Annotated in this window: 13 protein-coding genes; 2 read left to right on the top strand and 11 right to left on the bottom strand. The window is 48.2% G+C overall.

Annotated elements, in window-relative coordinates:
- Positions 1–152 precede the first annotated feature (152 nt).
- Positions 153–968, bottom strand: a complete 816-nt coding sequence (locus tag JNUCC32_RS11380) for a ZIP family metal transporter (RefSeq protein ID WP_015735029.1) — start codon at positions 966–968, stop codon at positions 153–155.
- A gap of 329 nt (positions 969–1297) precedes the next feature.
- On the opposite strand from JNUCC32_RS11380, the gene JNUCC32_RS11385 reads away from it, so the two are divergent.
- Positions 1298–1861 carry an NAD(P)H-dependent oxidoreductase gene (locus tag JNUCC32_RS11385; RefSeq protein ID WP_192572091.1) on the top strand — a complete coding sequence of 188 codons (564 nt, stop codon included), beginning with the start codon at positions 1298–1300 and terminating at the stop codon, positions 1859–1861.
- Between the two features lie 74 nt (positions 1862–1935).
- Here JNUCC32_RS11385 and JNUCC32_RS11390 read toward each other — a convergent pair whose 3' ends face one another.
- The 4 genes from JNUCC32_RS11390 to JNUCC32_RS11405 form a co-directional block, all read right to left on the bottom strand.
- Positions 1936–2307 carry a winged helix-turn-helix transcriptional regulator gene (locus tag JNUCC32_RS11390; RefSeq protein WP_096775632.1) on the bottom strand — a complete coding sequence of 124 codons (372 nt, stop codon included), beginning with the start codon at positions 2305–2307 and terminating at the stop codon, positions 1936–1938.
- 103 nt (positions 2308–2410) lie between these two features.
- Positions 2411–5596 carry a bifunctional cytochrome P450/NADPH--P450 reductase gene (locus JNUCC32_RS11395; protein ID WP_192572092.1) on the bottom strand — a complete coding sequence of 1062 codons (3186 nt, stop codon included), beginning with the start codon at positions 5594–5596 and terminating at the stop codon, positions 2411–2413.
- A 381-nt stretch (positions 5597–5977) separates the two neighbouring features.
- A complete protein-coding gene (locus JNUCC32_RS11400) occupies positions 5978–6571 on the bottom strand; it encodes a GNAT family N-acetyltransferase (RefSeq protein WP_192572093.1) in 594 nt (197 codons plus the stop codon).
- Between the two features lie 2 nt (positions 6572–6573).
- Positions 6574–7182, bottom strand: a complete 609-nt coding sequence (locus JNUCC32_RS11405) for a TetR/AcrR family transcriptional regulator (RefSeq protein ID WP_192572657.1) — start codon at positions 7180–7182, stop codon at positions 6574–6576.
- A 285-nt stretch (positions 7183–7467) separates the two neighbouring features.
- Here JNUCC32_RS11405 and JNUCC32_RS11410 point away from each other — a divergent pair, with 285 nt between their 5' ends.
- Complete coding sequence (locus JNUCC32_RS11410) at positions 7468–7959, top strand: DUF2798 domain-containing protein (protein WP_192572094.1); 492 nt, start codon at positions 7468–7470, stop codon at positions 7957–7959.
- 126 nt (positions 7960–8085) lie between these two features.
- Here JNUCC32_RS11410 and JNUCC32_RS11415 read toward each other — a convergent pair whose 3' ends face one another.
- The 6 genes from JNUCC32_RS11415 to JNUCC32_RS11440 form a co-directional block, all read right to left on the bottom strand.
- Positions 8086–9219, bottom strand: coding sequence for an NAD(P)/FAD-dependent oxidoreductase (locus JNUCC32_RS11415; RefSeq protein WP_192572095.1), 1134 nt, complete (start codon positions 9217–9219; stop codon positions 8086–8088).
- Positions 9220–9427: 208 nt separating this feature from the next.
- Complete coding sequence (locus tag JNUCC32_RS11420) at positions 9428–9802, bottom strand: VOC family protein (protein WP_192572096.1); 375 nt, start codon at positions 9800–9802, stop codon at positions 9428–9430.
- A gap of 230 nt (positions 9803–10032) precedes the next feature.
- On the bottom strand, positions 10033–10992 hold the full coding sequence (locus JNUCC32_RS11425; RefSeq protein WP_096775626.1) for a DUF5643 domain-containing protein: 960 nt from the start codon (positions 10990–10992) through the stop codon (positions 10033–10035).
- 43 nt (positions 10993–11035) lie between these two features.
- Positions 11036–11983 carry a DUF5643 domain-containing protein gene (locus JNUCC32_RS11430; protein ID WP_096775625.1) on the bottom strand — a complete coding sequence of 316 codons (948 nt, stop codon included), beginning with the start codon at positions 11981–11983 and terminating at the stop codon, positions 11036–11038.
- A 30-nt stretch (positions 11984–12013) separates the two neighbouring features.
- Positions 12014–13225, bottom strand: a complete 1212-nt coding sequence (locus tag JNUCC32_RS11435) for a DUF4179 domain-containing protein (protein WP_192572097.1) — start codon at positions 13223–13225, stop codon at positions 12014–12016.
- Positions 13212–13757, bottom strand: coding sequence for a sigma-70 family RNA polymerase sigma factor (locus tag JNUCC32_RS11440; RefSeq protein ID WP_096775623.1), 546 nt, complete (start codon positions 13755–13757; stop codon positions 13212–13214). Before JNUCC32_RS11440 ends, JNUCC32_RS11435 begins: the two co-directional genes overlap by 14 nt.
- Between the last annotated feature and the right edge of the window lie 110 nt (positions 13758–13867).

The raw sequence follows: 13867 nt of genomic DNA on the forward strand, positions 1-13867 counted from the left end.
TCAGTATAACATCCCTACGGGAAATGAGCATTGACCCCGCGAATGAGATTGGAACCCCGACCTAAGTCTAGTAAAGCTTGGGAATACACTGCAGACTATGCATTTAAACAAAAAAAAGCCGCAAAGATCGCGACTTTTTCTTTAATCAAGTACTATCCCAATGCCACATCCAGAATCATCATCAGTACGAAACCGAACATCAAACTCATCGAAGCCAAATCCTTGTTGCCTTTTTCCTGTGAGCTTGGAATCACCTCTTCGGCTACGACAAAGATCATCGCTCCGGCCGCAAAGCTCAAGGCATAAGGCAGCATGGGTTCAATGAAGGCTACGGCGACCGCGCCTATCACCGCGGCGATAGGTTCGACCATTCCTGAAAACTGTCCATAAAAAAAGCTTCTTTTCCGCGACATTCCGTCACCGCGGAGCGGCATCGAGACCGCTACGCCCTCCGGGAAGTTCTGAATGCCGATGCCTAGGGCCAGCGTCAAAGCTCCCACCAGAGATGCCTCCGTTCCCCCGTTCGCAAGAGCCCCAAATGCGATCCCCACCGCTAATCCTTCCGGAATGTTGTGCAGCGTGATGGCCAGAACCAGCAAGGTGCTTCTTTTCCTCACTCTCGGATTATATCCCTCCGCTCCTCCCATCGGAGAATTGGGGTGAAGATGGGGTAGAATCTTATCGATTCCCCATATGAATACTCCGCCTAATAAAAATCCGAACGCAGCCGGAAACCAGTTCCCGATCGGATTGCCTTCCGACAGTTCGATGGCCGGTGCCAATAATGACCAGTAGCTGGCCGCAATCATGACGCCACCGGCAAACCCCAACATACTATCCAGCAAGCGCTGGTTCAATGTTTTCGTAACAAAAACAAGAGCCGCACCTAACGCCGTCATCCCCCAGGTAAACAAGGTGGCCAGCAATGCTTGGATGATGGGATTGAAATTCATAAAAAAGTCTACCATGCAACAAAGAACTCCTTCGATGAAATTAATATGATACTTATACTATTTCCTAATGCGAGCCCTACATGCATTTGTCGATGATCCGATAAATCGATCTAGAGAATATGTACCCGCACGTGTCCATTCCGATGCATTTCAATGCAAATAATTATATATCATAAATTTCATAAAGTTGATAGATTGTTTTTCCGTGGCACCGGATCGGACCTGCCGTTTCCCCAGAACGCTCACCTTTAGGTAAGTACCTGTAAGAAAAGTGCATACTTACATCAAACCGGCGAGCCCTTTATACTCTAGAACATACATCATATCCAAGGAGGAATCATCTTTTGAAAACTCTCGTTATCGTAACGCATCCGAACATAGAAACATCGATCATCAATAAGCGCTGGGTAGAAGAACTCCGGCAATACCCGGATAAGTATACCGTTCACGAATTGCACAAAGCGTATCCGAACGGAATCATAGACGTGGAAAAAGAGCAGCAGCTCATAGAATCGCATCAAATTTTAGTTTTGCAATTCCCCGTTTATTGGTTTAGCTGCCCGCCGCTCCTAAAAAAATGGCTGGATGATGTTTTGACTTATGGTTGGGCTTATGGTTCGAATGGAGGCGATAAACTAAAGAAACGCAAGGTCGCATTAGCCGTATCCGCCGGCATTAAAGAGGAAGATTATCAGGAAGACGGAAGGTACCGCCACACCCTGGGGCAGCTGCTGGCTCCATTGGAGACAACGTTCTTATACTGCGATGCCGATTATCGTTCGTTCTATGCTTTCTATGGGCAGGAGAAGGAACCTGGCGGAAACGCGCCCGACATGGAGCCGTGGCCGCCCCAAAGCACATTGGATATAAGCGCCCGGCAGTATTTGAAGTTCTTAGACAACCTATGATGAGTTGCTGCAACAAAGTAAAAAAGAAGTATTTCCTGCTGTAGGAAATACTTCTTTAGTTACATCGGCCGTCGTCAAGCTTCACGCTGTACACCTTCCGGAGCGCTCAAACTGTTCTTCTCTCCCCATTCGCACATCATGTGTAATACAGGTATGAGAGAAAGTCCGCGTTCGGATAAAGTGTATTCCACTTTCGGGGGAACCTGGGGATATTCCGTCCGAACGATAAGATCATCCGTTTCCAGCTCCTTTAACATGATGCTAAGCGTTTTAAAGGATATGGAGCCGATGCTTCGTTTCAGCTCGTTATGCCGCATGATCTTTTTTTCTGACAGCCAGTACAGGATGATCATTTTATACTTGCCGCCGATTAAGGACAGTGTATATCCAAAGCCGGTGTCTTGGGGTTTCACGCCGGTCGGTACACAGGTTTCGCTTTCCCGCATAAGCCACACTCTCCTTCCGATCTGTTTCCAAAGCTCGATATTAGGATCATTTTATCACAAATACGATCCTGGAAACTCAGGAGAATCCCTTCCGGCATGAGAATCAACCAGCCCAGACGTCTTTTACATATTGTCCTGTCGATTCCAAACCCGACAGCCAGGCAGCAGCATCTTCAGCATTCACGCCATGGCGCTCCTGATAGGATTGAATCAGCGTTTGTTCCACCTCCGGAGCCATCCGGGAGCCGTCGCCGCAAATGTACATTTGCGCTCCGCCCTCAAGCAGCGACAGCAATAACATTCCGTCTTGTTTCATCAAATGCTGAACATAGCATTTCTCCGCTCCGCTTACCCTCGAGAAAGCCGTATGCAACGTGACCAGCCCCTCCTGCTCTGCCCGCTCAAACTCCTCGCGATACAGGAAGTCCTGCTCCGGATTCCGGCAGCCGAAGTACAGATGCGCGGCGCCCAGCTCTTGACCTGCCTCCCGAAGCGCTTGTCTCGCTTGGATAAATCCCCTGAACGGTGCAACGCCCGTGCCTGGTCCGATCATGATCATAGGCGTCGCTGGATCCTCCGGCAGCGCAAAACCCGACTCGGGAGAGCGTATAAACATCAAGACCTCCGCGCCCGTTTCCAATTCGGCCAAATAGTTCGAAGCAATGCCCCGATATTCTCCCTTGCCGCTCCATGCCCGGTCCCGAACGACGCTAACCGTGACGCTTGCCGTATTCCGGCTAACTTTCGGTGAGCTGGAAATCGAATAATATCTCGGCTTCAATGGCGGCAGAAGCTCAAGAAACCGTTCAAACGGCAGTTCGCAGGCTTCATACCGCTCCAGCAGGTCGAGCATGGTGATCCGTTTGGTCCGAACTTCGGCCTGATAGCTCGCTTCCTCTATCAGTTCTTGGAGCTCTTTGGCATGCGGCGGACATACCGTGCAAGCGGCCATTTCCCGTATCTGCGCCCTTGTAGCCGGTTCCTGCAGTTCCACGCTGCGGGACAACAGATCGTCGAGGCGGACAGGTATGCCGGTCGGCAAATGTGCGCTGCTTCTTCCTTCTGCAGACAAAATAAGATGGGAGCCCGCGTTCAGTTTGAATCTTCGAAGTACTCGCTGAACCAGTGTCTTTGGATTGACCGGAAGCACCCCCAGATGATCGCCTTCGCGGTATTCCGCTCCGGACGGGAGCGAGATTTCGATATGCTGCGTGATCCTTCCGCTGCCCTCATGCTGCAGATTGCGGCTAAATACGATACGCCCTGTCACGGCGCGATAGGTTTCCGTCAACGGAACGGCGGCCGCACCCTGGACGAACTGAACGGACAAGGCGCTGCGTTTCTGTCCATGGACCGCCGTAACCGGCAATCCGAGCGCTTGCATCAAATCCGGCCATAAATGCTCCGTCCACTCATCGACTTCCCGCTCAAAATCGCCGCTTGCATCACTTTCGCCGCGCTGGATCAAACGCTGGCCCCCTTTGAGTGCAAGCTGCTCGTCGATGAAGCGGGGAATGCGCTGATACGTGCTTGCCCAGTTATGGTCTCCGCACCCGAATACCGCGTAACGAACGCCCTCAATTTCGGATTCGTTCGCGTTCTCGAGCCATTCCGTGAAAGCCTTGGCATTGGAAGGCGGTTGTCCGTTGTACGATGCAGTAACGATGACTACAACGCCTTCCTTCGGAAGCTTTCCTGCATATTCGTCCAGTGTGCCCACCTGGCTGTCGAACCCTTGATGCTTCGCAGCATCCGCCACCTCTCTGGCAATTCCCTCAGCCGTGCCCAGATTGGAACCGTACAATGCGAGCAGCGGCGTATGATGGGCAAATGCCGCCGAAGGATCGGACTTGGCATCATCCCGCTTCTTCGATTCGAGCGAAGCAACTTGACCTCCACCCGGTACCAGAAGAGCCGTCCCGCCTTGACGGCTTCGAACCTGAATACGGAACCCTTCCGGCTTCAGAGTGAGTGTTTCCTTTACTTTCAGCTCATACGGCTGGTTATCGATCAGTTCGAAATATTTGAGAACCAAACCAAGGACCAGGGTTGCTTCCTGCAGCGCAAACTGCTGACCGATGCAGGCGCGTTGGCCGTTACCAAACGGTTTGTAGGCGTCATGCGGCACCTGGCTCGGATCCTCGAAACGTTCGGGTCTGAACGTTTCCGCATCGTCCCCCCAAACCCGCGAGTCCCGATGGAGCCCTGGGATCAGGACGGTCACGCTGTCCCCTTTCTTCATGGGATAGGTTCCCCCGATCGCCGTATCTTCCTTTGCATACAAGGAGAAAGCAGGCGCCGTTGGCCATAAGCGCAGCGACTCGTTGAGTACCATGCGGACGTATTTGAGTTCCCTCACCTGGTTATAGGTCGGAACGGGATCTTTCAGTACGCGGTCCACTTCGCTGACCGCCTTAAACAAGGCTTCCGGATTTTTCATCAAATAATAAATGGCAAAGGACAACAAGCCGCTTGTCGTCTCATGTCCGGCGATCAGAAAGGTGATGATCTGGTAACGGATGTTCTCATGATCGAGAGACTCGCCTGTATCGGGATCGACGCCTTCCAGCATATGCGCGAGCAAATCCCCTTCTTCACCGCCGTGCTTTCTGCGATCTTGGATGAGCTCATCCACGAGGGAGAACATGAACTGGATATCCTCCTGAAACTGCCGTTTCTTTTTAATCATAAACATGTCCTGGATGCCCAGACGATGAAGCTGGTTCATGCCCTCATCCAGCGCCCGCACCATACTGTCGATAAATGGATGGTTGTCTTCGCGGTAGAAGCTGTTAAACCGGTAATTAAATCCGCAGAGGCCGATCGTATCCAGCGTCAAGCGCGTCATGTCGGCAGGAACGTCCACGGTTTCGTCCGGATTGAGCCGAGCCCATTTCTGGACCAGCTGCATGGCGATATCGACCATTTTCGTGTGGTAGCCTTGCATCGCGCGCTGGCTGAAGCTGGAGAGCAGAATGTTATGGGCTTTTTTCCAGTTTGGCTCCTGCGTGGCGCTCGTAAACAATCCATCCCCCGCGAATGGGCGGACATTCTGCAGCGGTGCCCAGATTCGTTTATCAAACCGCTTCTCGTCACAAGCATCCTTGACATATTCATGTCCCGAAACGTACAGTTCCTTGCGTCCGCCTGGATATTGAAATTGAAAGATCGGTCCGAGCTCGGAGGCAACTTTCACAAGCGATTGGACCGGTGCGGCGGAATCCAGCAGCGGCAGATTGCCGAGCGGACCGTAGGTTTTAGGCTGAGGCACTTCCTTGGTTTGTGTCATGCGATCTCCCTCCATCATCCCTGTCATCTCTTTGTATTTGCCCATTTTCGGGCAGAATAATTCTCGTTGCAGAACCAATTGACCATTTTCGTAATATGGTCATTTTCTTGTAAAAAAGGAGGATTCGACGCGGCATCGTTTGTTTTCACTTACAATGGCTGCCTGATCCTGCCTTTACCCTATCATGATATGGATATCCGCACATCTGCCGGAGGTCCGTAATATCGTATAGGTCCGCTGTTATTCGTTTATTACTTTTCAACCAGGAAGTGACCCGTTATTACAACTTTTGGACTATGAATCCAGAATATCCGATATGGCCATAACCCTACATGTAAGCTGACATTCACGGATCTATGTTAGTGGATTAATCCGTGTTCCTCATTTTACTTGCTTTAGAGATACGATATGATTAATGCCTATTTTTCCTGCTCTCTTTGGGGGAATCGTGGTCCGTTTGTATTCCTTAAAACCCATCTTTTCGTAGAGTCTCATCGCTGGTACATTCGTATCGGCTACCTCTTCTATTAAAAACTCACGGTATGGAGCAGCTTCAAGAATATGGCCTATGATCAGCGAGCCTACCCCTTGTCCTCGATATTCCGCGGCCGTCCCCACAAACTCAATCGAACACTTCATCGGAGACGGATTCGCAAGTGGCGTTTCAAATTCCTTTTTCAAAAACATGTGCGCAAGGCTGCCCTTATATAATCCCAAATGCTTCCGCAGCTCTTTTTTGTTGAGTTTCACGGATAAAGAGGTGCCGTCCGAACATGCAGCCATTCCAGCCACTTTGTCGCCGGCAACGGCAACATAAAATTGGTCCAGGTTAAACATGTGCGCAAAGGCTCTGGCGATTTGCTCCTCATCTTTAGAGAAATACCCAAGCCATTGCGAGAACCCATCTGCAAAAATACGGGACATTTGAACTCTTGCATCCATTTCTAATTGATCGGCTTTCCTAACTGTAAACATAGTCACTCTACCTCCTTGAACAGGAATAATGTGAGTACGCTCGGTGATGGCATTACGAAGTTGTTTTTCATTATCACTTTCATATCAGCCAGGCCCTGCAATGCCGAATAAAACAACACGGCCATTTCATGGGCATCTCCAGGACGGAAATCGCCTGACTCCTGTCCCTTCTTAATAAGTGCGGCGGTAGAACGCAACAGCCGACCATTTACCTCTAAAACCTCAGCTTGTTTCCGATTGGCTCCATCACCGGAGAAAAACAGCTGATTCATGAGAATCAGCAAATTGGCAAGCTCTTCCCCATCCTGCATATCGTGATAAATTTCGTCAACAAACTGCGTCATGAGTTTTTTCGGCGAATCAGCGTCTTCGAAGGTTTGGATGGTTTGGGTCAAGCCGTCAAGCGCAAATTCAACAAGTTCATTAAACAAGCTGTCTTTTGTTTTGTAATGCCGGTATAAAAGCCCGATGCTGATACCGGCTGCATCCGCTATGTCCTGCACATTCGTGGAGCCGAACCCCTTTTGAACAAAAAGCCGCATTCCGGCGGATTGTATTTTTTGTCTGGTTGCGTTACGCATTTCTTCGTATTGTTCCTTTGTACGTGGCAAGTTGCTCATCCTTTTTATTGAGTGAGTTTTTACTCATTATAAAATGCTGATCTTGGATAATCAAGCCATAAACGATGAATTAGCAAATTGGCCCCCAAGAGCAGTAAATCAAACCGCATGATTTCAAGATGATAATCGAAACTAGCGTTTGCAGATTCGCAATATAATTAGTCGCAGTTTTTCATCGCATTAGAAACTTTTCTGTAAATGTTCACAGAATTTTCACTTACGAGGAGCTTTTCTCCATCCCTATAATTACAAAGGTAACTAGAAAGGATGATGAAAGTGCCAACTACAAAGAAAGAAAATTTCTATTTCGGTATGATGATGTGTGTGGGGATGGTCATCATGATGACAACCTACAATCTGATCACGAACGGATTGATCGGAAACATATCGCTTGCAGCCGTACTCATGCAGTTTGTTCTGGGCTTTATGATTGCCTTCCTGCTGGAGCTGTTTGTTGTCGGCCCTGCAGCCAAAAAAATCGTATTTTCCATAACGCGCAACAAATCCAGCAAAATTATCATGATCGTGGCAATGGCCTTTTTTATGGTGATTGGGATGGTGACTTTTATGTCCATGTACGGTCTGGCGTCCTCTTACTTTGCCGACGGCCTGCCTGGTGAATCGCTGCTTGAAAGCTACTTCTCCATTTTCATTAAAAATTTTGTGTTTGCGCTGCCGCTTCAACTCCTCATTGTAGGCCCGATCGTGCGGTTCCTGTTTGGCAAGCTGAAAGCCAACCGCATGAACGAATCCCTCACGACCGTCTAGAATGTCGGAGTCTTCGCCATACTCATCAATAAAAGCCGCGATATAATCGCGGCTTTTTGAAATCCAGTATTCATCTGCATGGAGGATATTTCTGCGATCCATTCCTGGCTCTGATCAGCCGAAGCTTCAAACTTGAGCTTCTTCCATGGCTTTACGAACATCATAATCGCGGATATCGATATCCAGCGGCATGCGGAGCGCCAGCTTTGCCAGCTGATACCCTAGAAATGGACCCATCGTTAGTCCGGACGCTCCCAGCCCGTTTGCCGTAATCAGCCCTTCCCACTCGGGTACTGGGCCGATGACGGGAAGAAAGCCGGGCGTAAACGGACGAAAACCGACTCGCACTTCCTGAAACGTGCTGTCCGCTAAATCAGGCGCCAATGCCAATCCTTTATTCAGGATTTCCTGCATGCCGCCAGGGGTCACCCTCGTATCGTAGTCCTTGATATCATTTTCGTGAGTCGCCCCGATTACGATCCTTCGGTTATCGAAAGCGAGCAAATATTGATCCGAAGGCGGCATGATCACCGGCCAGTCTCCTGTATCTGGATGATCGGACACCTCTACATGAATGATTTGCGCTTTCTGATAGTGAACCCCAAAATGAATGCCTAAAGGCTGCAGCAGTTGTTTTGCCCAGGCGCCGGCACAGACGATGACTTCATCAGCCGAGTAGCGCTTGGATCCGACTTGGGCTCCAGTTACGCGGCTCGCCTGATACTGCAGCTCGGCATTCCCGTTTATTAGCTCGGCTCCGTGCCTTTGCGCTGATCGGATCAACGCATCTCGCAGCGCCCGACCATCGACACGGGCTGCACCGCTGATATGAACGGAATGATAGCCTTCCTGGAGCAAAGGAAACCGTTCACGGGTTTCTTCCTGATTCAGCCGTGTGATCTCGCCGATTTCCGGAGCATCCGCTTTTCTCGTATGCGCCCGCTCCTCCATCTTACTGATTTTGTTCACATCTTCATGAATGCTAAGAGCGCCGACTTGAGCGTAACCCGTGTCTGTCACGCCCTCGCTGATAAGCTCGTTTATTAATTCAGGATAAAAGCGTGCGCCGGCTTTGGCCAATCGGTACCATGCCTGATTCCGCCTTTGCGACAGCCAGGGACATATAATTCCTGCCGCGGCATCGGTAGCCTGCCCTTGATCTTTACGGTCTATAACGAGGACTTCCGCTCCCATTTTGGCTAACTGATAAGCGGTCGATGCCCCCAGAATTCCAGACCCTATGACGATGACTTTCCTCATGTATGACATTCCCTTCCTCAAAGCACTGTATCCATTATAGCGAATGCAGGAAAAAAGTATAATGCACATCATCTCAGCGGTTTGAATCAGGCGGCTAAAGCATGTCAGCGGGAGCATTTCTTCCCTATAAAAGAAAATACAAAAAAGCCGCCAAATAGGCGACTTTACATCCATATGATCTATGGTTGATCTGATGGAACGGTTCATCTTATTTTTCCATGACAGCAAAATAGTTTTCTTCATAGTCTGCAAAGTTGAACACTCTACCGGAAGGCATATTCACCACTTCGCCGACCGTGATATTGCGGCTGGTTAGATGGCTGTGCAGCGCATCGAAATCTTCGGTGAACAACATTAAAGAAGGTGTGCCCAAATGTAATCCCGGCGACATTTTGGCTACGAGCTCCTTATCATGCAGAATGATGGTTGTTTCTGTTTCCTTCGTAGGAGCAATTTCAATCCATCTCATTTCACCGTTGTTCTCTTCAGCGATAACTTCAAATCCTAGCATCTCAGTCCAAAACTTCACGGCTTGATCCTGATTGTATACATACACCATAATTTGACCAACTTTGCTAATCATCGATTCTACACTCCCTCGTATAAGTAAATTAAATGTTAAAACCAGCTTGCTTCTATGACTTCCTTGTCTCTTCAGATCATAACATGCCAGATGTAAGTATATTTCTTATCAATTGCGAATTCAGGTTAATTATTGGTTGAATTTCGTAATTTAGAAAATATAAAAAGAAGTGCCCGCAGAAGTTTTGACGGGCACTTCTTCACTTGCTCCAAAATTGGTAATCTAGTGAATTATTTAATAGGGATACTCACCTCAAGATCTTTCAAGTAATTTTTGACGATCTCTCCGTTCTTATCCAGTTTGAATTCGCCTGAAGCTGCATTGGGATCTTTGAATTCAGGTGTGAACGGCTTCATGAAAATAGATTTTGCGCTCGCATCCGGAGCCTCCAGAATGAAGTCGTAATAGAAATCACCGTTCTTGTTGTTCTCATCGGTGCCTCTTCCCGATATTCGCTCCAGTTCATTACCTTGATCATCAAAGAAATCATACAGGATCGTTGAATCATGTCCGCCCTTCAGAACGAACTGAATTCGGGTGGAGTGAGCTGTTGAATGAACCTGCTTTAGCGTCAAGCGGAGATCATCCATTTTTTTAATTATGTTAGGCAGAAGAACAACCGGTTTGTTCACCATTTTTTGAATAGGAATCTCCAATGTGAACGGTTTTTGAACACCTTCCAGATGTATTTTAGCCGTTAACTTGAACTCGTCAGGAAAAGCTTCAAGATTACCTCCAAGCAGGGAAGCATCGCTCAGTATCATAATCGCATGATTCGCATCTGTACCCGGTGATGTGCTTACGCTTGGTCTTTTCGACAAATCCCCTCCCGCAAATTCGTGTATGGATTTACCGTCAATGAAGACGTCCATTTGGCGGATAGAACCTTTATCATGGATATATTCACCCATCTGCTCATCCCAATGGCCACCGGTTAAACTGCCGGAAAGTCCTTTACCGCTTCGCTGCAGTTCAACTTCAACATGGTTGCCGTCGTATAAAGATTTGGACACTCCAAGGGTAATCCCTTGTTGGGTATCGCTAACTACCTTGGATTCGTCTTGGACCATGCTGGACGCTTGAGGCTTTGTTGCCGTTATACTCGCCGCTTGAGCAGTTCCCCATACTGCTCCACCCAGAATCATACCTGTCAGTGCCACGGTACTCATTACTTTAAACATTGTTTTCATGTTTTTTTCTCTCCATTCGATTTCTATTTTTTATGTTCGTTCGCTATTTAACCAAAAGGCGAATCTCAATATCTTTCATGTATTGTTTGATGATGTTGCCTTTGCTGTCCAACTTATATTGACCGGAGGTGTCATCTTTCAGCTCAGGCTTAAAGGGCTTTATGGTCAATGAGTTCACATTTTTGCCCAGCCCATCAAGGAGGATATCATAATAGTAATCACCTTTTTTATTATTCTCGTCGGTCCCCCTGCCACTGATCATGTTAAGCTGTCTACCTTGATCATCCACAACATCAAAGGAAATCGAATTCTTGCCAGGACCTTTTAGGATGAGCTGTAATCTTGTCGAAGTAGTCGTAAGGGCAGCCTTGTTCAATGTCATGCTTAGACCATTCGATTTCTTGGTGACATTTGGCTTTAGAACGATCGGCTTACTTGAACCTTTTTTTATCGGAATATCCAACTTGAAGGGTTTGCTTACACCTTCAAGGGAAATTGTGGCATTGAGCTTAAATTTATCGGGAAAAGCCTTGATGTTTCCTCCAAGCTGTGAAGCGTCCGTCAAGGTAATGATCGCTGTGTTCGGATCAGCGCCTGCTTGCCAGCTTAAACTTGGTTTTTGCGCCAGACTTCCGGTCTCATGGATTGATTTTCCTTCGATCAGGATGTTCATATTGCTGATGGAACCTTTCTCCATAATATATTCACCGGTCTTGCTATCCCGCTTCCCTTCCGTAATTCCACCAGTAAATCCTTTGCCACTCCGATTGATCGTAATGCTGACATGGTTCCCGTCGTATACTGCCTTGGTTACCCGAAGAGTGATTCCGGATTGTGTAACAGTTATGGCTGAAGCAGCAGCCATTATCTGCGCAGAATTGCCGCTGACACTAGCCTTATCGGCGGCTGCGTCAGCATGACCCAAGACTGTTCCCCCAAGAAGCATCGCAGCGAGTGCTGCCGTAGACATGACTTTACATATTTTTTTCATAGGATCTCCTTGATATGTCTTTTTATATTTTTACCATTGAACGTCATAGAGCTTCTCCAAACCGAGATGATCCACTGGAATGGTAATCTCCAATTCCTTCAGGTACGTCTTGACTATTTCTCCGGTACTATCGACTTTGTACAAGCCGCTGTTAGCTACGGGATCTTGAAAGACGGGCAGGAATGGCTTGATCGTTATGGATTCTGGCGCATCCTCAAACCGGTCAAACATCAACTCCAGCCGCTGTTGTTGTTGTCGATCATCCCGGTAGACTCCCTTCCCGGAAATCCGGCCGAGCTCTCTCCCCCGATCATCCCAAACCTCGAACAGCAAATTATGCTCACCAAGCCCAAGCTCCCCTGACTTGTCCGTGCGTTCCAGATTCAAGATGAGATCTGTGGTGATTGGAGTGAACTTCAGCTGCTCCAGCGTAATTTGAAACCCGTTCCATTCTCTTGTTTCTCCAGACGAGACCGTAATTTGATCTGCATTTTTCCGAACAGGTACATTAAAGATATAAGGGGCATCAATTCCTTCAAGCGTAATTTTGGCCGTCAACTGGAATTGATCCGGCAAGGATTGATTATGATTTTCTGAATATGAAAAGCCTATGAGTTCGTACAGTACGACGTTGGGATCCGAAGTCGGCTTGCCAATCAAACCCGGTTTATCGCTTAGGCCGGGGTCATGGATGGAGGTGCCGTCTATGAGCATCTCCACATCGGTTATGGCTCCTCTTTGAAATCTAAGCGTTGTATCCATGTCCTCCTGGATAACTTCAACATCCGATATCCCCCCGGTAAATCCTTCACCCTCCCGCTTCACCGCCAGGGACAAACGAGTCCCGTCATATACAACCTGCGGTATTCGAAGGGTCACACCTTGGTGCGTTACGCTAGCGTTCGGTTCAGCTGCCAAACCTCGCTCCCCCGCTGTTTGAAGCCCCAAATCATCGGCTAACCTGAAAATACTGCTGATCAGCGGAATTTTTTTTAGCGATTCTGCCATTACCGGTGATACGTAAGCACTGGTTATCAACGCAATCATGGCCGCCGCGGCCGTAGTTGCTACCATTCCGCGTATCTTAGTGGAACGATGTTGCTGATTCGATCTCGTTGACATCGGAAGATCTGTCAGAGAAGCGTAAACCTCATCCTGATGGCGGCGAATCATATCCGGAACCTCGCTCCGTGGCCCCTTCCCTATCTCCCGCAGTTCTTTATCCAAGTCAAAAGGATTCATAGGCCAGCTCCCCCTTCCGATTTTGTTTTACCTGGTCAAACAATATTCCCCGCGCTCTGTGAAGACGCGCCCTTACAGCACCATCCGTAATATCAAGCACACTTGCGATTTCCTTAATGGGCAAATCCTGAAAATAGAACAAGTGTATAACGATTCGAAGCGATTCATCTAAGCGTTCTACCGCTTCACGAAGATCCAGCTTGTGGCTGTCTTCATAATAATCGGATGTTCGTATGCGCTCAGGCACTTCTGCCATGACTACGGTACGCTCTCTGCTTCGAAGCAGCTGATTGCATTCATTGATCAGAATCCGAATCACCCAGGTTTTAAAGTACTTTGGTTTTTGTAATGTAGATAAAGATTTATATGCTTTAAGTGTTGTCTCCTGAAAAGCATCCGCACAATCTTCATCGCGTTTTAGAATGGACTTCGCCAAGCCGTACAGTTCGGGTTCCAGCCTCCGGAAGAGCCGGATAAACGCTTCACGATCTCCTCGCTGCGCTCTCTTGACTTCATGTTCCGATTCTCGCACGATATTCATCTCCTTTTGAGGGCCCTCTATAAGATTAGATGGACGAGCATACCAAAATGTTATATTTATCGATAAAAAATTTGATGGATACCCGTTTGACACAAATTACG

Source organism: Paenibacillus sp. JNUCC32 (assembly GCF_014863545.1).
Taxonomy (GTDB): Bacteria; Bacillota; Bacilli; order Paenibacillales; family Paenibacillaceae; genus Paenibacillus_AQ; species Paenibacillus_AQ lautus_A.